The sequence below is a fragment of the Novosphingobium sp. BL-S-33 genome, assembly GCF_056857025.1.
In genome coordinates this window covers 1,761,529-1,783,054 of the sequence record NZ_CM166475.1, presented here as the reverse complement: position 1 = coordinate 1,783,054, position 21,526 = coordinate 1,761,529, and the positions used below count along the sequence as shown (strand labels likewise).

At 63.5% G+C, this 21,526-nt stretch carries 18 protein-coding genes; 11 read left to right on the top strand and 7 right to left on the bottom strand.

The window, feature by feature from the left end:
* Positions 1-178 precede the first annotated feature (178 nt).
* The 5 genes from AC1VVM_RS24370 to AC1VVM_RS24350 all read left to right on the top strand — a co-directional run bounded on the left by AC1VVM_RS24370 (position 179) and on the right by AC1VVM_RS24350 (position 7,092).
* Entirely contained in the window at positions 179-2,875 is a 2,697-nt protein-coding gene (locus AC1VVM_RS24370; RefSeq protein WP_482956796.1) for a TonB-dependent receptor plug domain-containing protein, read from the top strand.
* 80 nt (positions 2,876-2,955) lie between these two features.
* Positions 2,956-4,161 carry a phytanoyl-CoA dioxygenase family protein gene (locus AC1VVM_RS24365; protein ID WP_482956795.1) on the top strand — a complete coding sequence of 402 codons (1,206 nt, stop codon included), beginning with the start codon at positions 2,956-2,958 and terminating at the stop codon, positions 4,159-4,161.
* A 224-nt stretch (positions 4,162-4,385) separates the two neighbouring features.
* Positions 4,386-6,095, top strand: a complete 1,710-nt coding sequence (locus AC1VVM_RS24360; RefSeq protein WP_482957372.1) for an FAD-binding protein — start codon at positions 4,386-4,388, stop codon at positions 6,093-6,095.
* Positions 6,092-6,652 carry an SRPBCC family protein gene (locus tag AC1VVM_RS24355; RefSeq protein WP_482956794.1) on the top strand — a complete coding sequence of 187 codons (561 nt, stop codon included), beginning with the start codon at positions 6,092-6,094 and terminating at the stop codon, positions 6,650-6,652. Before AC1VVM_RS24360 ends, AC1VVM_RS24355 begins: the two co-directional genes overlap by 4 nt.
* 5 nt (positions 6,653-6,657) lie before the next feature.
* Positions 6,658-7,092, top strand: a complete 435-nt coding sequence (locus AC1VVM_RS24350; RefSeq protein WP_482906255.1) for a nuclear transport factor 2 family protein — start codon at positions 6,658-6,660, stop codon at positions 7,090-7,092.
* Positions 7,093-7,137: 45 nt separating this feature from the next.
* Here the strand turns inward: AC1VVM_RS24350 and AC1VVM_RS24345 are convergent, their stop codons facing one another.
* Entirely contained in the window at positions 7,138-8,997 is a 1,860-nt protein-coding gene (locus AC1VVM_RS24345; protein ID WP_482956793.1) for a flavin-containing monooxygenase, read from the bottom strand.
* 223 nt (positions 8,998-9,220) lie between these two features.
* On the opposite strand from AC1VVM_RS24345, the gene AC1VVM_RS24340 reads away from it, so the two are divergent.
* Positions 9,221-9,931, top strand: a complete 711-nt coding sequence (locus tag AC1VVM_RS24340) for a TetR/AcrR family transcriptional regulator (protein WP_482956792.1) — start codon at positions 9,221-9,223, stop codon at positions 9,929-9,931.
* Between the two features lie 93 nt (positions 9,932-10,024).
* On the opposite strand, the gene AC1VVM_RS24335 is transcribed toward AC1VVM_RS24340, so the two are convergent.
* On the bottom strand, positions 10,025-10,831 hold the full coding sequence (locus AC1VVM_RS24335) for a LytTR family DNA-binding domain-containing protein (RefSeq protein ID WP_482956791.1): 807 nt from the start codon (positions 10,829-10,831) through the stop codon (positions 10,025-10,027).
* A 263-nt stretch (positions 10,832-11,094) separates the two neighbouring features.
* On the opposite strand from AC1VVM_RS24335, the gene AC1VVM_RS24330 reads away from it, so the two are divergent.
* The 3 genes from AC1VVM_RS24330 to AC1VVM_RS24320 all read left to right on the top strand — a co-directional run bounded on the left by AC1VVM_RS24330 (position 11,095) and on the right by AC1VVM_RS24320 (position 14,364).
* On the top strand, positions 11,095-11,901 hold the full coding sequence (locus AC1VVM_RS24330; RefSeq protein ID WP_482956790.1) for a sterol desaturase family protein: 807 nt from the start codon (positions 11,095-11,097) through the stop codon (positions 11,899-11,901).
* A 26-nt stretch (positions 11,902-11,927) separates the two neighbouring features.
* Positions 11,928-13,463, top strand: a complete 1,536-nt coding sequence (locus tag AC1VVM_RS24325; protein WP_482956789.1) for a hypothetical protein — start codon at positions 11,928-11,930, stop codon at positions 13,461-13,463.
* Positions 13,464-13,713: 250 nt separating this feature from the next.
* Positions 13,714-14,364 carry a response regulator gene (locus tag AC1VVM_RS24320; RefSeq protein ID WP_132391555.1) on the top strand — a complete coding sequence of 217 codons (651 nt, stop codon included), beginning with the start codon at positions 13,714-13,716 and terminating at the stop codon, positions 14,362-14,364.
* Here AC1VVM_RS24320 and AC1VVM_RS24315 read toward each other — a convergent pair.
* Both AC1VVM_RS24315 and AC1VVM_RS24310 read right to left on the bottom strand, forming a co-directional pair.
* Complete coding sequence (locus AC1VVM_RS24315; protein ID WP_482956788.1) at positions 14,306-15,511, bottom strand: sensor histidine kinase; 1,206 nt, start codon at positions 15,509-15,511, stop codon at positions 14,306-14,308. The genes AC1VVM_RS24320 and AC1VVM_RS24315 overlap by 59 nt on opposite strands.
* 183 nt (positions 15,512-15,694) lie before the next feature.
* The gene (locus tag AC1VVM_RS24310; protein WP_482956787.1) at positions 15,695-16,762 is read right to left on the bottom strand and encodes a DUF2252 family protein; all 1,068 of its coding nucleotides are present in this window, start codon (positions 16,760-16,762) and stop codon (positions 15,695-15,697) included.
* A 214-nt stretch (positions 16,763-16,976) separates the two neighbouring features.
* Here AC1VVM_RS24310 and AC1VVM_RS24305 point away from each other — a divergent pair, with 214 nt between their 5' ends.
* Positions 16,977-18,500, top strand: a complete 1,524-nt coding sequence (locus AC1VVM_RS24305) for a DHA2 family efflux MFS transporter permease subunit (RefSeq protein ID WP_482906247.1) — start codon at positions 16,977-16,979, stop codon at positions 18,498-18,500.
* Positions 18,501-18,517: 17 nt separating this feature from the next.
* On the opposite strand, the gene AC1VVM_RS24300 is transcribed toward AC1VVM_RS24305, so the two are convergent.
* From AC1VVM_RS24300 to AC1VVM_RS24290, 3 genes are all read right to left on the bottom strand, one after another.
* Complete coding sequence (locus AC1VVM_RS24300) at positions 18,518-19,780, bottom strand: RNA polymerase sigma factor (RefSeq protein ID WP_482956786.1); 1,263 nt, start codon at positions 19,778-19,780, stop codon at positions 18,518-18,520.
* Between the two features lie 10 nt (positions 19,781-19,790).
* Positions 19,791-20,189, bottom strand: a complete 399-nt coding sequence (locus AC1VVM_RS24295; protein WP_482906245.1) for a YciI family protein — start codon at positions 20,187-20,189, stop codon at positions 19,791-19,793.
* 107 nt (positions 20,190-20,296) lie between these two features.
* The gene (locus AC1VVM_RS24290) at positions 20,297-20,707 is read right to left on the bottom strand and encodes a low affinity iron permease family protein (protein ID WP_482906244.1); all 411 of its coding nucleotides are present in this window, start codon (positions 20,705-20,707) and stop codon (positions 20,297-20,299) included.
* A gap of 162 nt (positions 20,708-20,869) precedes the next feature.
* On the opposite strand from AC1VVM_RS24290, the gene AC1VVM_RS24285 reads away from it, so the two are divergent.
* Entirely contained in the window at positions 20,870-21,514 is a 645-nt protein-coding gene (locus AC1VVM_RS24285; protein WP_482906243.1) for a hypothetical protein, read from the top strand.
* The last annotated feature ends 12 nt before the right edge of the window (positions 21,515-21,526 follow it).

Here is a 21,526-nt window from a genome sequence, read left to right as displayed (position 1 = left end):
GCCCCCTACTTATTTTAGTACCTAAATAATTTATGGCGACAAGGCTTGGCGAATCTGTCACGCTCAAGCCTCCAACGCTCCGACACCCTCGACAAGCGGCACTAAAACCAAGGGGGGCGGGGCGAACTGGACAGGCAACCCGGAGAAAAAATCCGCAGGTGCCGAAAAGGGAGAGGGTATGAAGAGGACTTCCAGTCCCGTGCGGCGCTATGTGCTACTCGGTGTATCGATGATCGCTCTCGCGCCGGTGGCGGCGCTTGCACAGACGGGGCCGGCGCCCGATCAGGACAGCCAGACGGCCCTGAGCGACAAGGAAATCAAGGAAATTATCGTCACCGGCACCCTGCTGCGCGGGGTGGCACCGGCGGGTTCCGAAACGGTCTCGATCAATTCCGAGGCGATTACCGCAATCGGCGCGAATTCGACGGCGCAGCTCCTTGCAAGCGTGCCGCAGGCGGCATCCTTCAATACCACACCGATCGTTTCGGCCATCAATTCCAGCCAGATCACGATCAATCGTCCCAACTTGCGCAATCTGCCGGGTGCTTCGGGCGGCGGCTCGTCGACGCTGATCCTGGTGGACGGCCACCGGCTGCCCGGCATGGGCGTGCGCCAGACGGTGCCCGATCCCGACGCGATCGCCCCCGGCGCCATCGAGCGCGTGGAGATCGTGCTGGACGGCGGCTCATCGATCTACGGCGCCGATGCGGTGGGCGGCGTTATCAACTTCATCACCCGCAAGCGTTTCGACGGTATCGAGGTCAAGGGCCGCTACGGCTTTGAGTCCGATTACCAATCCGCCAATGCCGACGTGACAGTAGGCAAGACCTGGGATTCGCTCTCCGTCTACGCAAGCTACGACTATTCGTGGCACGATTCGCTTTACGGCCGGGACCGCGACTTTGTCCGCCGCCTCGACTATACGACCGGGCTACCCCTCGATCTGACGTGCGGGGCGGGCAACGTCTCGATCGGATCCTCGGTCTATGCCCTGCCCGGCCTGACGCTGAGCACCGGCAATCGCTGCGATATCAGCCAGAACCGCACGTTCTATCCCAGCGAAACGCGGCATTCTGTCTTCGCGGGGATGTCCTACGACGATGGCGGCCCGGTGACGTTCGACATGCGCGCGTTCTACATGAACCGCGTGAACAAGGGAGACGGCGGACCGGTCACGGCAACCGCCACGATCGCCCCCGTCAATCCGTACGCTCCGGGGATGGTGCTCAATCCGTTCTACCGCAACACCGGCGATGCCAACAGCTTCGCGCCGCAGTCGGTTTCGATGGATTTCTCCTCGATCCTCGGCGACCATACCAGCCAGAGCACCCGCCTCGAAACCTGGGGCTTTACGCCATCGGCCACGGCGGATCTCGGCCATGGCTGGCAATTGCGCTGGCTGGCGAACTACGGGCGCGGCCGATCCGAAGTCGCCAACCAGAAGATCGACGACGGCACGCTTTCGGGACTGGTGCTGACCGGCAACTTCGACCCCTACAACCTGTCGAACCCCGCCAACAGCGCGGTCCTGCCGCTCATCTCGAACTTCCTCGACTATGGTCTGGGCAAGAACGAGATGGTGAATACCCGGCTTGTGCTCGATGGCAGCCTCTTCAGCCTGCCCGGCGGTGAGGTGAAAGTCGCCGTCGGCGGCGAGTACAGCTACGAGAAGTACGAATCCCGGATCAACGGCACCGTCAGCGCCGCCGCCGTCGACGACCTGCCGTTCAACTCCGCCAGCAGGCGCATCGCCGCCCTGTTCGGGGAAGTGCAGGTCCCCGTCATCGGTGAGGGCAACCGTACTGGCGGGTTCTATTCGCTCAGCCTGTCGGCCTCGGGCCGCTACGACCACTACAGCGACTTCGGCGGCACCTTCAATCCGAAGTTCGGCGCCACTTACGAACCGTTCGACGGCCTGAAAATCCGCGGGAGCTGGGGCAAATCGTTCCAGGCGCCCAGCCTTGCCGACGGCGCCGATGCCGCGCCGCCCACGATCTTCGCGTTCCCGCTGATCCTCTTCGCGAACCCGGCCGTAGCCCCATTGCCCGGACAGGCGCAAATCTTCCTGGGCGGCGGCGGCACCGATCTCAAGCCCCAGAAGGCAACGACCTGGTCGATAGGCATGGACATCGCGCCCCCCTCCGTGCCCGGCCTGGCGCTGACGCTGAACTACTACAACATCCGCTTCAAGAACCTCATCGACATCCCGCCGGTGTTCAATCCCTCGGTGTTCTATTCGCTGTTCACCAGCAATTACGTGATGAACCCGACGATCGCGCAAGTGAATGCACTGGCCTCGCAAGTCCCGGGTGGGCTGGCGCAAGTCTCGCCCTATACGGTGGTGCCGGGACAGGTCTACTCCATCGCCGATGGCCGCCGCACCAACCTTGCGGCGGTGAACACCGACGGTCTCGACGTTTCGCTTTCGTACGATCACCAGACCGGCTTCGGCTCGGTCTATACCCAGATCAACGGCAACTACGTCCTGGATCGCAACGAACAGTCCGTCTCGGATGCCCCCTTCGTCAACACGGTGAAGGCGCAGACACGCTTCATCCTGTCCAGCACCTTGGGCGCAACCTTCGGGAACCTGCGTGCGCAGGCCACTTGGCGGCACCTTGGCGGATGGGATGTCGCGCCGCTGGCTTCGAGCCTCAATCAGTCCCGGATCAAGGACTTCGACACTATCAACCTCTTCGCCCAATACGACTTCAAGGGGACAGGCGTGATGAAGGACCTTTCGCTGACCTTCAACGTCGACAATCTGTTCGACAAGGATCCGCCGCCCTACAACGGCTCGATCAACTCGCTGGACGGATATGCCGTCACCAGCATTGGCCGTGTGTTCCAGTTCGGGATCAGCAAGAAGTTCTGAGACCCTATGTTATCTGTGCCTGTCGCCAGCGGCGGCAGGCACGCAGGCGCTGCTATTGCCTGCCTGTGTGGGAGATAAAGATGCCGACCAAGCTCGACCGTCGCACGCGCCGCGACAGTGATTGTCGCTCCATCGCCGCTGCCGCTTTTTTCGAGGAGGAGTTTCCGCGGCTTGCCGAGCGGAACGGCGCATTGGTTGCCTCGGGCATGCGATGGCTCGAAGCACCACCCCTGACTGTCGAAGTCGGCGAGCAGGCATGGTCAATCGCCGCAGAGGGGGAGAAGCTCGTCGCGGCTAACGGCAACACGCCGGGCGCTCTCGTCGTCGCGCTGAGCGAGGACCAGTTCTCGCGGGTCGCGCAGAACCTTGTGACTTTCAATGGCCTGCTGGTGACCGGCGAACTCCAACCCGACCGCACGAACAGAGAAGCGCTCTCCTCGTGGGACGCGCTATGGCACACGCTTCTCGAAGGCTGGACCGTGCTGCCGGAGCAGTTGTCCTTCCTGGACCGGCACGGGCAGCCTCTCGATCTCAATGCAAGTTTCACACCCGCTTCGGACCCGGCGGACATTGCGCACTTCCTGAGGGAAGCTGGTTTTCTGCATCTGCGGGGCTGGCTCGATCCGACGGACATGGCCCGCATCAGCCGCGACATGGATGCCGCGCTACCCGATTATAGCGAAGGCGACGGCAAGTCCTGGTGGGCGACCCTGGCGGACGGATCGCGTGCCTGCGTGCGCCTTCAGGATTTCGTCGAGCGTTCGCCCGCCACGCGCGCGCTGCTGGAAGGCCCGCAGTGGGATCTGCTCCATCGGGTGCTGGCCGGACACGACCATCTCGAACGCAAGCCGGCGAAGGGCCGTATCATCGAGGCGCTGTTCAAGCCTGTCGGGATCGTATCAGGCCCGTCCGATCTGACCTTCCACCGCGATTGCCACCTCGGCCGCCATGCCTATGCGTGCTCACGCATGACGGTGGGTATTTCGCTGACGGCTTCGGGACCAGGCAACGGCCAATTGCAAGTGATCGCAGGATCGCACCGCGTCGGCATTTCGGTGGAGCACGCCAAGACCCGGCCCTATCTGCCGGTGGTGGCAATGCAGACCGAGCCCGGCGACCTTACCGTCCATCTGTCCTGCACGTTGCATGAGGCGACGCCGCCTGTATCGAGCGAGCGCAGGGTCATGTATACCGAGATCCCGTTGGCAGGCGGCCCTCTCGACACTTCGGTCGAAGGCGTGCGCGGAGATATCGACGCAATTCTCAAAAGGCGGGCTCCAGTGTAACCGCAGGGACCGGGCGGGACAGTTAGTTCCCCCGCAAGGGGCCGATCAGGCCCCTCGCTGCGTTCCTCTTCCCGTCCATTCGCCTGTCCGCCGCCCTCCCCAAGGCGCGCGCGGCTTGACACGCCTCCACCCCCGGGCCTAGCCATTAATAAGACCATTCCGTATCATAAAATAAGACTGCGGCAGCCTTGCCGAAAACGGTCGGTGGGAGAGAGCCGGTGAAGATGGAAAAGCTGCCGGAACAGTGGGATCTGGAAGCCGATGTCGTGGCAATCGGCTCCGGCGCGGGCGGCTTGTGCGCCGCGATCACGGCGCAGGACCACGGATTTTCGGCATTGGTCCTCGAACGTTCGGAGCAGGTCGGCGGCGTCACGGCCTATTCGATGGGCGAGGTCTGGGTGGCGGGCAACCATCTGGGCAAGGCGCTGGGTGTAGAGGACTCCCCGGAAAGCGGCTTTCGCTACGTGAAGGGCCTATCGGCGGGATATGCTGATGACGTCGCCATTCTCAATCAGGCGATCCATGCCCCAGTGGCGCTACGCTATTTCGAGGAGACCATCGACCTCCGGCTCGCCGCCATTCCGGGATGCCCGGACTATTACTATCCTCACACCAACGATAGCGTGGCCGAGGGCCGCCTGCTCGAACCGGTCCCCTTCCCCGCCGCCTCGCTCGGCGAATGGCAGTCCCGGACGCGGGTCTCGCCCCATGTTCCCTACAGCATGACGCATCACGACATTTTCACCAATGGCGGCACCGCGAACATGCTCAACTGGGACTATACCGCGATGTCCGAACGGATGGGCAGCGATGAGCGCTGTCTTGGCCCCGGTCTTGCCGCCTACTTCGTCAAGGGCGCGCTCGATCGCGCAATCCCCCTCAATACCGGCGTGAATGTCGAAAAGCTGATCGGCGATGGGGAGCGGATCGTCGGCGTGCGCGCGAAGCGCGACGGGCGCGATATCTACATCAAGGCAAATCGCGGCGTTGTCATTGCCGTCAGCAGCTATGAGCGCGATCCGACCTATTCGCGGACCCTCGGCAACCAGCTCGACCCGCAATCGATGGTCATGCAGACGATCGACGGCGCGCACTTGCGGCTCGCCGGACCGTTCGGCGCCCGGATCGCCCGCGTTCCCGATGGAACGATACTTGGCATCCATACCCCGGGCGAGGAACAGGAGGGCGACTTGCCGCTATGGCGGGGCGCGCTGCCGTTCATGGGCCTGCCGCACACGATTGTCGTCAACAGCGCCGGCAAGCGCTTCGGAAACGAGGCCTTCTATCGCTCCATCGCGCACGCCATCAATGCAATCGACGGCAATACGCAGACCCACAGCAATTACCCGTGCTGGGCCATCTTCGACCATCAGGCACGCGAGAAATACCCGTTTGGCGGGGTCATGCCGGGGCAGGAGATTCCCGAAAGCATGGGCGTCACCGCGGGCAGCCTTGCCGAACTCGCGGACAGGATCGGTGTCGATACGCAGGGGCTGTTGGACACCGTAGAAGCCTTCAACCGCTATTCACTGGCGGGCGAGGATCCCGAATTCCGGCGCGGTGCCTTCCCGTGGAGCGTAACCATGTGCGGCGACCCCAACCAGAAGCCCAACGGCAATCTCGGCCCGCTTTTGCAGGCGCCGTTCTACGCCGTGCAACTCCACCGCATGGCAGGCGGCGGCATCGCGGCAGCCGGGCTCGTAGGCGACGAGCATTGCCGCGTGATCGGTTGGGACGAGGAACCGATCGAGGGCCTCTACGTCGCCGGCAACTCGATGGCGCGACTGGACAACGGCGCGGTCATGCAGAGCGGCATGACCAACGCCCGCGGCATCACCCACGGCTACCTTGCGGCGCTCCACGCAATCGGCCGCCCGAGCACCCTGCTCGACGAGGAACTGGCGCGGCGGCAGCGGCTTGAGGCCGCCGAATGATCGAAACCGAACAGAGCGTCGTGATCGATGTTGGCATCGACGCGGTCTGGACCCATGTTCGCGACATCGAGCGTTGGGCGAAACTCATGCCCGGACTGCGTGAATGCAGGATCATCGATGCAGACCGTTCGCACTGGGTCCTGAAAGTCGGCGCGGGCGGTCTCGTGCGGACAGTCAAAGTCAATGTGCACGTGACCGAATGGGCAGGCCCCGGGCGGGTGACGTTTACTTACGATCTGGAAGGCGATCCGGTTCAAGGTGGCGGCACTTACATCGCGCGTGCCGTCAGGTCCGGTGAAACCGAAGTGACGCTGCGCGTGGAAGTGGTCGGCAGCGGGCAGATGGCCAAGATGTGGGAGGCCATGGGCAAGCCGCTGCTTCCCCAGTTCGCCAAGGCTTTCGCGCAGCAGCTCAAGGCCGAAATCGAAGCCGAAGCCGAAAACGCGGGAATCGTCGCAGCTGAAGCCGCGCCGCCATCCTGGCCGGCGCGTCTGGTCCGGTTCGTCAGGTCCCTGTTCGGCATGTCCGGCACGCATACCGCGGTCGAGAGGAGATGAAAGACATGAGCGAAACCAACAAGCAGGTCGTGATCGCGTTCATCGAAGCGTTCAGCAATGGCGATGCCGTTGCGGCCGAACGCTGCCTCTCGCCCGATGCGGTGACGGTAGCCAAGGGCTTCGGGAAGCTTTCGGGGGCCCGCCCCTACGAACTCATCGTGGCCACGACCGCTGCTTTCAAGGACCTGATCCCGACCGGCCTCCGGCCCGATTTCAAGTCGGTCACCGGCGAAGGCGACCGTGTCGTCGTGGAATTCGAGGGCAATGCCACGCTCGTCAACGGCGAGGCCTATTGCAACCAGTACTGCATGGTTTTCACGCTGCTGGAAGGCAAGATCGTGCACGTCAACGAGTACTACTGCACGATCCTCGCCGACCAGAAGATCCTGCCGCTGCTGGCGGATGTCGAGAGCCGGCGCCACGAAATCGAAGCGCAATAGCCGCCGGGAAACGGGGAGCGAGCCCCCTCCCGTTCCCCGCCGCATTCAATCCGCCGTCTGCGCCGCGCGGCACGTGACACTGAGACCCTCCAGGGTCCCGGCATCGCGCCAATCCTGCATCATCGTCTCGAAGGCATCCCAGCCCGGACCGTAGGATTCGCCCAGATACCAGCGCCTGCCCTTGTGATCGCCTTCGTTGTTGAAGTAGCCCGGCGTGCATTCCCGCTGGAGCTTCGAGATGTCGACGGCCGTGGCACGGATCTTCGCGACCCATGCGTCCTGAGCATCCAGCGTGGGTTCGACCGCCGTTGCCCCGCGATCGAGCGCCTGCCTGATGATATAGGCGATGTGATAGCCCTGCCGGCTGAACTGCTCGATGGTAGTGGCATTGAAGCCGCCCTGCACATAGCCTGTGAAGAACTGGTTGGGGAAGCCGTGGCTCATCGCCCCATGCAACGTCCGATAGCCGTCCGCCCAGTTCTCATAGAGCGACTGACCGCCGCGCCCATCGACCGCACCGATGCCCCAGCGGCGGTCGAGATCGCTGGTGACCTCGAACCCGCTGGCACAGATCAGGCAATCGATCCCATATTCGGTGCCTTCATGCACGAAGCCGTTTTCGGTCAGCCGCTCGACGCCGCGCGTGGGGGACACGTCCAGCAGCTTGACGGCCGGGCGATTGAAAGTCGGGTAATAGTCATCGTTCGATAGCGGACGCTTGCAGTTGAAGCCGAACCAGGGCTTGAGCGCCTCGGCGGTCGCCTTGTCCTCGACAATGGCTTCGACGCGGCGGCGCATGCGCTCCATCACGCGAAAATCCATGGCTTCGCGGCGCTCGAGATAGGCTTCGAGCCTCAGGTCCGGCCAGCCTTCGCCAGCCAGTTCAGCGGCAAGGTCGCGGTTGATTTCGGTCCAGATATCGCAAATCTGGTCGACATCGCCCGGCCGCATGCCCTCGATTGCGACATGATGGAAATTGCGCTGACGCTCCTTCTGCCAGCCGGGCTGGAGGGACCGCGCCCATTCCATGTCGGTCGGCGGGTTCGGGCGCGCATCGACCGTGGGGGGCGTGCGCTGCAAGACATAAAGCTGCTTCGCATACTTGCCGAGGAAGGGCACCGCCTGGATCGACGTCGCGCCCGTGCCGACGATCGCCACGCGCTTGTCCGCCAGCTTGTCGAGAACCGGATCCTCCCAGCGCCCGCCGGTATAGGCATAGTCCCAGCGCGCGGTGTGGAAGACCTTGCCCCTGAAATCGTGCAGTCCCGGAATGCCGGGAAGCTTTGGCCTGTTGAGCGGGCCGCCGCACATGATGACGAAGCGTGCACGTATGTCGTCGCCGCGATCGGTGGCGATCCGCCAGCGATCGCGTTCTTCGTCCCAGCGCAGCGCGGTGATACGCGTGTGGAACAGCGCGTTCTCGTAAAGCCCGTATTGCTCGCCGATGCGGCGGCAATGGCGCTGTATCTCGAAGCCGTCCGCGAACTTCTTCGAGGGGAAGTAGCCGGTCTCCTCCAGCAGCGGCATGTAGCAATAGGCATCGTTGTCGCACTGCACGCCGGGGTATCGGTTCCAGTACCAGACCCCGCCGAAATCCCCGGCATGTTCGATATGGCGAAATGTCGAGACACCCGCGTTGCGCAAGTGCACCCCCGCCATCAGCCCCGAGAACCCACCGCCGAGCACGGCAACGTCGAGATCCTCGGAAATCGGATCGCGCGGTACCAGCGGCATGTGGGGATCGGCTTCGTATGCCTGGGCGTACTCGTGCTCGGTCTTCAGATATTGCTCGCCGCCTTCGGGCCGCAGCCGCTTGTCCCGCTCACGGGCGTAGCGTTGCCGAAGCGCGGGAATATCGATTTCACCCGGTGCGGGAACATCTGTCGGCTTGCATGCGGTGTTCACTGTCAGGACCTCGCCCGCCGGATCGTTTTTCGACCAGATCCCGCGCGCATCGCGGCAAGATGGCTGCTCCAGCGGGCAGCCCGCGGCATTAAATGATACCGACTGGTTCGTTTCTTGTCTGGGTCGGCGGGGCCGCGCTTGTCAAGCTTTGCCCCGCCTTGCCCGATCCCCACACGGCGAATTATCGGTGGCCAACGCCCGGCGGTTTCGGCATGCCGGTTTCATGACGGCACCAGCGATCGCCAATTCCGGCCCCAAGAATACCCGGCCGAACAGTACCGGAGGCAAGGCTACCGGATCCAGGGCTGCAACTCCGCGGGCACGCGGCCGGCCGACGCTGGAAGAAGTCGCCGAAATTGACGGCCAGTTGCTGGATGTTGCGCTTCAGGAATTCCTGCGCCACGGCTATGGCGGCACGTCGATGACCCGGATCGTCAAGGCCGCCGGCATCTCCAAGACGACGCTCTACTCGCGCTATTCGTCGAAGGAGCAGTTGTTCCGGGCGATCATGTTCCAGCAGATGGACCACGCCCTCAGCGCAACGCTGCTGCAACTCCAAGCGGGGGACGCGGATCTGGAGAAAGGGCTGCTCGCCTATGCCGACCGGTCGCTGGAAATCAGCTTCAGTGGAGGGCTGCTGGGCGTCAATCGCCTGATCTACAGCGAGTCTCACCGCTTTCCCGAATTGGGCATCGCAGCCGCCGAACGGACCCAGATCGGCGTGCAGCAGATCGCCGATTTCATCCGCCAGTGCGCCGCTGCGAAAGGCAAGGTCACCAAGGATGCGGACGGCGCGGCGGAAGCCTTCATCCTGATGCTGCGCGGCTACTACGTGAACGTGATGCTCACCGATCGCCCGGTTTCACGCCCCGTGCGACAGGAATGGGTCCGCCGCGCGATCACCGCTTTCATCTCGGACGCAAGTGCGTGGTAGCCTCAAAACCGGCGACCACACCTTCCCTGTTGATACCGATCAGATGATAAAAAGCCGGCGGCGGAAACGACGCAGGGGTTCGATGAAGGACAGCTAAGCGCCCTTCGACAGGAAGCCACTGCTCTCCAGCCGGCCAACGGATTCCCGCGCCACTTGCGCCGTCGCGCCATTGGCCAGAACGATCCGTCGCGAGCGGCCGTCCGCCTCTATCGACGCGACAGCGCCCTGCGCGATCCACCAGCTGCGGTGGACCTGTTGCCCGGCCATCCCGTCCATCTCCGCGATGGCATCGCGAAGGCGCATGAACAAAAGCTCACTGCCAGCGACGCCGTGCACGCGGACATAGTGGTCCTCGCTCTGGAGCGCCTGAATCGGACCGGCGAACTGCGGCGAAAGCCTTCCCAACAAGCGGGGCCCGCCCGCTGGGATGGATGGAACCGGCACAGCCTCTGCGACCAGTCCCGGACTGCGTGCATCGTCCGGTTCGGCAGCCAGCGGAGCGCCAAATTCCTCGTCCACCCGCCGCGCCCACCAGACAACGACAAGCACGCCCATGGCACTGAGCAGAGCAAACGGAAGAATGCCGGCGAACCCACCCAGTGCATGGAAGAACGCACTTCCGACCCATTGCCAAATCAGGGCGAGCGGGAAGCTCGTCACGATCACGCCCCAGAACACGATGGAACGCCGCGGCAGTGAGGTTGCATCCGCGACCGCCACCCATAAGCCGATGGCCGGCCGGACGACGATATAGGCCCCCATTAGATGAGCCCACCATTCCCATACCCGCGACGGAAAGTCCGCCTCAAGGTACGTGCCGAAGGGGCCAAGAAAGCCGATGACCGCTGCGGAGACGAGCATCGCCCAAAGCTCTAACAGGAACTGGCGAAGGCGGCTCATCTGGCATTCTCTCCCATTTCACGAACCGCCAATTGGGAAAATCAACGTTTTCCGCCTGTTTGGCAGTGGCGGCGGCAACGTAACGTAAAATCGGTTGCCGGCCAATCGCGCGCTGCGATGGATCACCTGACGGCGGGCAGGATGCATCGCCGAATGGAGAAAATCGCATGTCCAGCTCGCTTCCCGCGTCGCACGCTTTCGCCGGCACGCTCGCTCTTGTCCTCCACGTCTTTGCCTTTGCGCTGGTTCTGGGCTGACGAGCGATGATCGAGGCGATGACGACCGGGGACCACCTGCTGCGGCTGTGGCTTATCCTCTTCGTGGCGACCGGCATTCTGTCCGGGATCGTCACCGGCTATTTCAAGGCGCGCAAGATCCAGCCGCGCGGGTTCAAGTGGAAGACCTTCCGCAACGAGGCGCTCGTCGCACTGGTGACGCTGGCCATTTCCGGCAAGATCCTTGGCGGCCTGACCGCCTGGCTGAAGGCCCAAGGTTGGGTCACGTTCCAAAACGCCCCGGCCGGATGGTGGGTGATCGCCCTTGAGTACGGGCTCTATTTCCTGCTGTTCGACACCTATTTCTACTGGCTGCACCGCTGGATGCACAAGGAGCCGTTCTACAGCTGGGTCCACAAGCTCCATCACAAGTCAACATCACCCAACCTGCTGACCACGCTCTCGGTCAATCCGCTGGAATCGATCATAAACGGCGGTTTCGTACCCCTGTTCCTGACGATCTTCGCCGTCCACGACGCCACGCTGATGCTGATCCTGCCGACCAACATCTTCATGGGGCTCTACGTCCATTCGGGCTACGAGTTCATGCCGCGCTGGTGGAACCGCAGCTGGGCCACCAAGTGGTTCATCACCGCGACCTTCCACGATCAGCATCATCGCTACTTCAATGGCAACTATGGCGGCTACACAACGATCTGGGACCGCATCTGCGGAACGATCCGCCCCAAGTTCGAAGCGGATTTCGAGAAGCTCAAGGATCGCGTAGCCGCCGCTCCGCGTACCGATCCTCAGCCGTCAAGCGGTATTCCCATGGCCGCCGATCTGGCCGAATGATGACATGAACCTGTAAGGATGAAGAGATGCGCGGGATGAAACAGGCCTGCCTTTCCGGCGCGGCGGCATTGCTGATGATCGTGACGACCGGGGCAGCGCCTGCCCGCGAAACAAATTTGCATGCCGGCCCCTATGCCGACCTGCCCAGCGTCGCGACTGTCGACCCGCGTTTTCAGTCCTACAACATCGAGATGGTCGAAGTGACCGGAGGGCGCTTCTGGGCGTCCTACGGCGGCGCCGAAGGCGAAGTCTATCGCATGCGGCCGCCCATCGACCTTGGGAACAGGCGCCTGCGCGCACTCGCACGCGAACTGGGGCCCGCTTACGCCCGCGTGAGCGGCACTTGGGCAAACTCGACCTATCTGGAAGCCGAGGGCGAGCATCTGACAGCACCGCCCGCCGGTTACAATCAGGTGCTCACGCAGGCACAGTGGCGGGGCGTGGTGGCGTTTGCCAAGGCCGTCGATGCCAAGCTCGGCGTCAGCTATGCGGTGAGCGAAGGGCCGCGCGATGAAAGCGGGGTCTGGAAAACCGATCAGGCACAGCGGCTGCTGGATCTGACCCGCAGCGCAGGGGGCGATCTTGCCTTTTCGGAATTCATCAACGAACCGAATGCCGCATCTGTCAGTCATCTGCCAAAGAGCTATTCGGTGGCCGACTACACCCGGGATTTCGGCATTTTCCGCCAGTGGGCCAGACAAAACGCGCCGCATATGAAAGTGCTTGGTCCCGGAGGCGTGGGCGAAGGCGCGATGCGCAGCATTCCGGTGGCCGATCTATCGAAGCTTCTCCTCTCGGAGGAGCTGATGAAGGAAAGCCCGAATACGCTCGATGCCGTTTCCTATCACTTCTATGGCGACGTCTCGCAGCGCTGCGCCAAAATGCGTCCCAAAACGGCGGACAAGGACGCGGCGCTGACGCCGGCTTGGCTCGATCGCACGCTGCGCGATTGGCGCTATTATTCCGGCCTGCGGGACAAATACGAGCCGGACGATCCGATGTGGCTGACCGAAACGTCGCAGGCGGCCTGCGGCGGCAGCCCTTGGGCGGCGACGTTCACCGACACGTTTCGCTACATAAACCAGTTGGGCCTGCTGGCGCAGAAGGGCGTTCAGGTGGTCATGCACAACACGCTGGCAGCATCCGACTATGCCCTGATCGATCAGGACACCCTTGCGCCCCGGCCGAACTATTGGGCGGCCGTATTGTGGCGCCGCACGATGGACACGACGGTGCTGCAAAGCCCTGCATCCCCCTTCCCCGACTTGCGGATCTATGCGCATTGCCTGCGCGGGCATGCCGGAGGTGTCGGGCTGGCCGCCATGAACCTAGGCGATGCGCCCCTTTCCCTGACGACCGGCACGAACGCGACAGCTTGGATAATGCAGGCAAAATCGCTCGACGACCGCGCGGTGACGATCAACGGAAAGACGCCGGAACTCGGCGGAAACAACCAGCTTTCGGGGCTTGAGGGCAAGCCGGTGTCCGGATCGCTGATGATCCCGGCAAAATCCATCGCCTTCGTTGCGCTGCCCCGCGAGGGCAATCTCGTTTGCCGGTAAAGTGCGGCGCGTTCTGCGAGACTTCGCTCTCTAGCGACACCTGCGGCGCGGCAATCGATTGCTAATTCGGAAAATAATCGCTTTGCGAACGCCGGCGACCGGGGCATCACCACGCGGATGGTGCCTCCTCTCTTCGATGCGATTGCGCGAACCGCTAGGGTAATCCCCGATTGAACGCGTGAATTGTGCGGCGATGATGGTCGCCCGAACTCATCGAACCTGAGAACGGACCAGGAGCAAAGGAGTTCGCATGCGGCCGCCCACAAGCAGAATCCTGATCGCCGACGACCACCAGGCCATGCGCAAGGGCGTGCGGACATTGCTTGAATCTCATTCCTCTTTCGAAGTCGTGGCCGAAGCGGCCGACGGGCGCGAGGCTCTGGGCCTTGCCCTCGAGACTCAGCCCGACATCGCCATTCTCGACTACTCGCTACCGCTGATGAACGGACTCGAGCTTACACGGTCAATCAAGCACGCCCTGCCACGCACTGAGATTCTGATCTACACGATGCACGACCGGGAAAGCCTGCTAATCGACGTACTGCGCGCCGGAGCCCGGGGATACGTGCTAAAATCGGACAGCGGCACCCATCTGGTGGCGGCGGTCAAGGCCCTGTCAAAGCGGAAGCCCTATTTCTCGGGCGCCATTTCGGAAACGCTGCTCGAACATTTCATCGAAAGCGATCACACCTCCGAAAAGAATACCACCCTCACCGCGCGAGAGCGGGAAATCGTCCAGCTGATCGCGGAGGGCAAGCTCAACAAGCAGATCGCTCACATCCTCGAAATCAGCGTGAAGACGGTGGAGACCCACCGCGCCGCGGCAATGCACAAGCTGAAGATCAGGACGACGGCGGAACTCGTGCTTTACGCGGTTCGGAACAATATCGTCGAGCCGTAACGATCTCGGCTCCGGCCCCGCGCCCGGGTGCCACATCCTCGGCCCGTCGCTGCGGAAAACGCGCGCTGATCTTCGTGCCCTTCAACCCCCGCTCCACGCAGAACACGCCGCCCAGCCCCTCGACGCGTTCGCGCATGCCGACAAGGCCGACGCCAACCGCCTCGCGCATGCAGCCTTCCAGAATATCGGTAGAGATACCGATGCCGTCGTCCTCCATCTCAAGCACAAGGTACCCGCCGATATGACGGAGCCGCACGTCAACCGTGCTGGCAAAAGCATGCCTGCCGACATTGACCAGCGCTTCCTGCGCCACCCGGTACAAGGCGATCTCAAGATCGGCCGATGGCCTGATGTAACCGGCAAGGTTGCGGAAGCGCACGCGGAGCCCGGTACGGCGCGCAAAACCCTTCAGGAACGATGCCAGTGCCTCGACGATGCCGCCTGCTTCCAGTTCGGGCGGGTGGAGGACGTAGCTGAGCGTCCGCATCTGGTGCTGTGCGGTACTCAGGGCGGATTCGATATCGGCGCAGGCATCTTCCATGGCATCAACCGTGCGAGCCTTGCGCACGGCTTCCAGCATGACTTGCGCCAGCGCCAGATATTGCGCGGTACCATCATGCAGATCGCGGGCGATCCGTCTGCGTTCCTCGTCCTGCGCCCGCAGGAACTGGGCCTGATACGCCCTGCGGCCGCACCGCTCGGACACCGTGCTGCGCTCCGGCTGCAGCACGACCAGCATCTGGCCCGCGCGCCCGGACATGCGGGTTGCCTGAACCGTCAAGATATCGGGATCGGACGCCAGCAGGCGATAGCAGCGACGCGCCGTCAGCACCGTGCCGCGCAGCACGGCGTTCAGCTGAACGCTAATTTCCCGGCGGCTCTCGTCGTCGATGGGCAGGCGACCCAGCGCATTCTCGAACGGGGCGCCGATGACCGACCGGCATTGCTCCAGGCCTGCCGGCGATCGGATCGTGTGCGACAGATTGGCGTTCAGCACCGTGCCGTCATGGGCGACCGTGAACACGTCCATAGGCAGGGCAAGCACGAATTCCTGGACCAGACCCACCATGTCCAGGTCATCTTTCGAATTTCTGGCAAGATGCAGATCTATGACAACGGCATCAAGATCCGTTTTCGCGTTCGTCATGCCAAAACCCTCAGATCTCATCCCGGCCGGATAGCCGCATCAATTACCAAAATCCCCTAGATAACTCTACAACCATTATTCACTTGACAATATTTTATATGAACAGGATTCGACATATTGCGTAATTAATCTCAATTTATCATAAATTACTACTGACTGCTTGAAATTAACCAACCTCACCGGTCATCCGCCGCTCGATGCAAAATCATTCTGATCTTTCGCCACCACCTTCGCCATGGTCCGGGCATCGGGCTCCAGCCAATCGCCGGATCTGGTCATCACTTCGGCCCGCACAGCAGCCGCACGCGCGATGTCACCGGCATGGCAGTTGGCGATTTCCTGCCCCATCATGCGCATCATCCGCGGCCGCAGAAGCAGCCGCCCCTTGTCTTCCGCCTCGATTTTCCGGCTGTTCGGGGAAAGCCGGCGGACGAGGATATCTCCATGGATCTGAAGACAGGGATCGGGCGAACGAAATGCGCCTTGCGCGATCTCCATTACGCCCGGCGCTTCTGTGCCGCCGTGGAAAAGCGTCCACGCGGAGGGGAGCATCCCCTTGGCTTCCCGCAGCACCGGCCCTCCGCGCCAGTTGGCAAGACTGGCCACGAAACGCGGCTTGCCAAGGCTGCCCGTGCCCGCCTGCCGTGCGAAGCAGACCGGATCCCCGCCGTCGGAGGGAAGCGATGCCTTGAGAGCCGACAGATAACTTGCGGGAATGACGCTGGCCGGTTGATCGAAATCCTCCCAGAATTCCTTACGCTCTTCATCGCCCAGCACGAGGTCGGTTCGCAGCCACCCCCGGTCGCGGTCCAGAATGATCGGCGAAGGCGCGGCAATACCCTCGCGGTACCCTTCCCAAATGGCCGCGCAAATCCCCGCGATGTCGGCATCCTCGCCGGCCGCCAGCACCGCGCTTGTCGCGAGGCGGACAAGATCGAGCGACCAGGGCATCACGCAGGCATCGTCGAAATCGTTGGCGCCCCAGACAAGGCGCCCTTCGGCATCGCGCCAAGTACCGAAGTTTTCGAGATGGGTGTCGCCGATCGCCAGCACCTGGCTCGCATCGCGCCAATGCGGGAGCATATCGAGGACGATTTCCGACCACCGCCAGTACGTGGCCCGCAGGAACGGAAACACGCCCTTGCGCATCTTGTTATGCTTGCGTTCCAGATCCTTCTCGACAAATAGCGCCCCCAACCGGGTGCGCTGCCACTGCTCGAACGCATGTGCGGAAGCTTCGATACCGGTCACGCAGCTCTCCCTGCCCTTTGTCCATCGCAGCCGTAGTTACGCCTGAAAGCGTTCGAGTGCACTTTCGCATTTTTTCGAAGAACCTTGCCCGGAGGAATTCAGCGATAACGCGCGCAAATTGAAACGCTCGCGCACAAATTGATGGATGCATGGATGACCGACCCGGCTATGGTCCGGACATCATGCAGATTCGATATTCCGAAGCCGCAACCCGATGCTGAGGCCCCGCAGGCGCGGCATCGCTTCCGTCAATGCCGAAGTACGCGACGGCATCGTGCCCGCCGCAGGCTCGATCGCCATGACGCCCGACATGGGCGCCCCGGCCGCCAGCAGGAACTACCGGCTGGTCGCGCTGATCATCGCTTCGGCCCTGTTTATGGAATTCGTCGACGCGACCGTGCTGGCCACCGCGCTGCCGACGATGGCGCGCGACTTCGGCGTACGCGCGCAGGACATGAGCGTGGCGCTCACGTCCTACCTGCTGGCGCTCGCCATCTTCATTCCCGCCTCGGGCACGCTGGCGGACCGGTTCGGCTCACGCACCGTGTTCCGCACCGCGATCGTGCTGTTCACGCTGGGCAGCCTTGCCTGCGGCCAGTCACCGACGCTGGAAATGATCGTCGTCTCGCGCTTCGTGCAAGGGATCGGCGGCGCCATGATGATCCCGGTCGGGCGCCTTGTACTGCTGCGCTCGGTCGCCAAGCAGGACATGGTGAGCGCCATGTCGTGGCTGCTGGTGCCGGCGCTGATCGGCCCGATCATCGGTCCGCCGCTGGGCGGCTTCATCGTCACCTATCTAGACTGGCGATGGATTTTCTACATCAACCTGCCGATGGGCGTTCTGGGCCTCTGGCTGACCGGGCGCTTCATCGCCAATGTCCGCGAAGAGCGGCCCAATCGCTTTGACGTGCTGGGCTTCGTGCTGAGCGGCATTGCGCTCGGCTGCCTGCTGTTCGGCTTCGAAATGGCCAGCCGACCGGGCCGCGAATGGATCTCGGCCGGCCTCGTCGCCATCGGCATCGTCGCGGGCCTCAGCTACATTACCCACGCCAAGCGGCGCGAGGGCGCCATCCTCGACCTCACGCTGCTGAAGGACGACACGTTCCGCCTTTCCGTGATTGCCGGTTCGCTGACGCGCATCACGCAAGGCGCGCAGCCCTTCTTGCTGCCCTTGATGATGCAGGTGGGCTTCGGCTTCACGGCTGCGCGCAGCGGCACCATCACCGTGGCGACCGCCATCGGCTCGCTGGCGATGAAAAGCTTCGCGCCCCGGATTCTGCGCCGCTTCGGCTTTCGCAGAGCGTTGATCGCAAACGGCTTCGTGGCAACGGCAGGCTATGCCGTCTGCGGCCTGTTCCGGCCGGACTGGCCGACCTGGGCGATGTTCGGCGTGCTGATGCTGGCCGGGTTCTTCATGTCGTTCCAGTTCACCGCCTACAACACGATCGCCTACGACGGCATCGACAAGCGCCAGATGAGCAGCGCCACGGCCTTTTACTCCACCTTCCAGCAGCTTATGCTCTCGCTCGGCATCTGCATCGCGGCGGTGGCCTTGCACCTTGCCACGCTGGCCCATGGGCATGAGACGCCGACCATCAGCGACTTCTCCTCGGCATTCTGGGTCGTGACCGCCATCTCGTTGTCGGCAACGATCTGGAACCTGCGATTTGCCCCGCACGCCGGTACCGAAATCAGCGGACACTCCGGACAAGCTATTCCGGCGCGTCAGGCAAAGTGATCCGCATTCCGCTTGCTTCAGGACATGCAGGACCGGGCGCGTGACAGCAGGAACGACTTCTCCACCGCGTTGCGCGTAAGCCCGGCGGCGGTTTCGAAGGCGACGCGCGCCTCGCCGAGGCGCCCGGCGCGGAACAGGAAATCGCCTTTCGCGGCCGGCAACGGCGCGTAGTCGCGCAGTACGGCGGCGTCCGCGATCTCGTCTATCAGCCTGAGCCCGGCCTCCGGTCCGAAGGCCATGCTGTGCGCCACTGCACGGTTCAGGTCGACGACCGGCGACGGCACGACGGCGCGCAGCCGGTCGTAGAGCGCCGCGATGCGCGGCCAGTCGGTATCTTCCGCCTTGAGGGCGCGGGCGTGACAGGCGGCAATCGCGGCTTGCAGAGCATAGGCGCCGCCGCTGCCACCCAGTGCCTCCGCCCGTTCCAGCGCAGCCAGCCCGTGCCGGATCAAGAGCCGGTCCCAGCGCGCGCGGTTCTGCGCGGTCAGGGGCACGAAGGCGCCATCCGGCGCCACCCGCGCCGCAAAGCGCGAGGCCTGAATCTCCATCAGCGCCAGCAGGCTTAGCACTTCCGGCTCCTCCGGCATCAGCCCCGCCAATATCCGGCCGAGCCGCTGCGCCTCGGCGCAAAGCGAGGTCCGGATCAGATCCTCGCCTCGGGTTGCCGCATAGCCTTCGTTGAAGATCAGATAGATGACCTCCAATACCGAGGCGAGGCGCACGGCGCGTTCGGCGCCGCGCGGGACTTCGAAAGCCAGCCCGGCCTTGGCGATGGCGCGTTTAGCGCGGACGACGCGCTGGGCGATGGTGGCCTCGGCGGACAGGAAGGCGCGGGCAATTTCCTCGGTCGTCAGCCCGCCGATCAGCCGCAAGGTGAGCGCCGCGCGCGCCTCGGCCGAAAGAACCGGGTGGCAGGCAGTGAAGATCAGGCTGAGCAGGTCGTCGCCGATATCGTTGTCGATGGCAGCGGCGATCCGTTCGGCAGCCGCCCCTTCATCATCGTCGCGTTCGCGGGCAAGTTCGGCATGCTTGCGCTCGCGCATCAGGTCGCGCCGCATCCTGTCCAGCGCACGGCGCTTGGCAGTCGTCATGAGCCACGCGCCCGGCTTTTCGGGAACGCCGGATTTCGGCCAGTCAGCCAGCGCGGCGAGCAGCGCTTCCTGCGCCAGCTCCTCGGCGCTGTCGACATCGCGAACCATGCGGGCCAGACCGGCAATGAGTCCGGCCCGCTCGATCCGAAACACCGCTTCGATCGCCCGGCGCGATTCCTCGCCCACCATTTGCGCTTATTCAGCCATCGGACTGCGGCTCCCCCGCGCTGTCGAAGATTTCAGCGAAGTCCTCCAGGCAGTAGACGGGGCGGATTTCCAGATCGCTCGGCCCCGGCATGGGATTGGGGCAGCGCTTGGCCCAGGCGATAGCCTCGTCCATGTCCTTGACTTCCCAGATCCAGAAGCCGGCGACCAGTTCGCGTGTTTCGGCAAAGGGACCGTCGATGACCGTGCGGGAGGGGCCATCGAACGCGATCCGCTTGCCCGCCGACGATGGCTTGAGCCCGTCGGCAACCACCAAGACACCGGCGTTGACCAGTTCCTCATTGAACTTGCCCATCGCCTCGAACATCTCTTTCGCGGGCAGTGTGCCGCGTTCGCTGTCCTCGGTCGCCTTCACGAATACCATTACACGCATGATCTCACTCCTTCGTGACCGGAGGCTTTTATCAGCCTCTCGATCTCTCGACGAACGGGACGACCGGAAATCGACACGAGACCGAAAATTTTTCCGGTCCGCGCATTTCAAAACCGGTCGAGCAGGCGGCCCACACTGGCCTTGGCAGCGTGATGCGGATCCTCGCACTGGCCGGTTTCCTCTTCGAGCCGGGTGCGCAGGCGGTCGATCTCCTCGGCGCTGCGGTGCTCTATGCCGATGAAGCCGTTGCGGGCATTTTCCAGCGCGCGCAGCAATTCGTCGAGCTTGGCCTGAAAGGCGGCGGCGTCGCGGTTCTGGCTATTCTGGATTAGGAACACCATCAGGAATGTCACGATCGTCGTCCCGGTGTTGATGACGAGTTGCCAGGTGTCGGACCACTTGAAGATCGGTCCCGAGATCGCCCAGACCACCACGACCAGAAGCGCGACGATGAAGGTCTGTGCCTTGCCGGCCGCCCCGGCCACGAAGTTGGCGAATGCGGTGAAACTCTTGTGCATGGGCGTCACTCTCCGGTTCGCGGCGCTGTCCCCCGCCTTGGCTGGGACGGACACGCCTCGTGCAGCCTAAAACGGTCCGATCGGCCCGGCGTTCCGCCGCAGTCGCCTGTGGCGCCCGCCGCGCCGGTATGGCACAATAGGCGCGTGCCGAACGATGCCGTTTTGAAAGAGAAAGAGCACACTGCTCCCGTCCTCCCATGGCAACTGGTGGGCGGGGCATTCCTCCACTTTGTCCTGCCGTTCTATCTTCTGGCGATGCTCGTCGCGGTGGTGCGCGATGCGCCGGGCGATGCCGAGGGCGTCCTGCATCTCGCCCTGCATCTCAGCCCGGCGCTGCTGAGCGGATATGCGGTGCTGGCCGTGGCCGCCACGACTGCCGCTGCGCTCATCGATCCCCTGCTACGTGCGCGGCAAAGGCGCCGTCAGGCGCGCGATCCCCGGGCAGCAGCAAAGCGGTCGGAGCGCCTGCTGCGCCATGCCATCGACCAGGCCCGCACATTGCCCGGTCCGCGCGCCGAGGCAGCGCTGGCGCGGCTGACATCGGCGCGCTGGAATCACGATGACCCGGCCTACCAGGCCCTCGCCCGCGATGTCGCGGAAGCAGTCGAGACCTCCGTCCGGGCGCTGGGCTCCGCCGCGCCGGAAAAGCGCGCGGTTCTGGCCGACATGGCCGCAGCCACGATCGAGCGCATAGTCGCCGCCGAGGCGGAACTTGCCGAGGCCGGGGCACAGGAAGACGAGAAGCAGGCCCGCATCATCGCGGGCTATGTAGAGGCGCGGTACGGCCCCTCACATTTTCAGGGTTAATTTATTGTATTT

Excerpts from the sequence above, each read along its gene's own strand:
- AC1VVM_RS24350 (WP_482906255.1), top strand. The coding sequence starts at position 6,658 with ATGAGCGAAACCAACAAGCAGGTCGTGATCGCGTTCATCGAAGCGTTC.
- AC1VVM_RS24315 (WP_482956788.1), bottom strand. The coding sequence starts at position 15,511 with ATGACGAACGCGAAAACGGATCTTGATGCCGTTGTCATAGATCTGCAT.
- AC1VVM_RS24320 (WP_132391555.1), top strand. The coding sequence starts at position 13,714 with ATGCGGCCGCCCACAAGCAGAATCCTGATCGCCGACGACCACCAGGCC.
- AC1VVM_RS24300 (WP_482956786.1), bottom strand. The coding sequence starts at position 19,780 with ATGGTGGGCGAGGAATCGCGCCGGGCGATCGAAGCGGTGTTTCGGATC.
- AC1VVM_RS24330 (WP_482956790.1), top strand. The coding sequence starts at position 11,095 with ATGATCGAGGCGATGACGACCGGGGACCACCTGCTGCGGCTGTGGCTT.
- AC1VVM_RS24355 (WP_482956794.1), top strand. The coding sequence starts at position 6,092 with ATGATCGAAACCGAACAGAGCGTCGTGATCGATGTTGGCATCGACGCG.
- AC1VVM_RS24370 (WP_482956796.1), top strand. The coding sequence starts at position 179 with ATGAAGAGGACTTCCAGTCCCGTGCGGCGCTATGTGCTACTCGGTGTA.
- AC1VVM_RS24360 (WP_482957372.1), top strand. The coding sequence starts at position 4,386 with ATGGAAAAGCTGCCGGAACAGTGGGATCTGGAAGCCGATGTCGTGGCA.
- AC1VVM_RS24290 (WP_482906244.1), bottom strand. The coding sequence starts at position 20,707 with ATGCACAAGAGTTTCACCGCATTCGCCAACTTCGTGGCCGGGGCGGCC.
- AC1VVM_RS24340 (WP_482956792.1), top strand. The coding sequence starts at position 9,221 with ATGACGGCACCAGCGATCGCCAATTCCGGCCCCAAGAATACCCGGCCG.
- AC1VVM_RS24305 (WP_482906247.1), top strand. The coding sequence starts at position 16,977 with ATGCTGAGGCCCCGCAGGCGCGGCATCGCTTCCGTCAATGCCGAAGTA.
- AC1VVM_RS24335 (WP_482956791.1), bottom strand. The coding sequence starts at position 10,831 with ATGAGCCGCCTTCGCCAGTTCCTGTTAGAGCTTTGGGCGATGCTCGTC.
- AC1VVM_RS24295 (WP_482906245.1), bottom strand. The coding sequence starts at position 20,189 with ATGCGTGTAATGGTATTCGTGAAGGCGACCGAGGACAGCGAACGCGGC.
- AC1VVM_RS24365 (WP_482956795.1), top strand. The coding sequence starts at position 2,956 with ATGCCGACCAAGCTCGACCGTCGCACGCGCCGCGACAGTGATTGTCGC.
- AC1VVM_RS24325 (WP_482956789.1), top strand. The coding sequence starts at position 11,928 with ATGCGCGGGATGAAACAGGCCTGCCTTTCCGGCGCGGCGGCATTGCTG.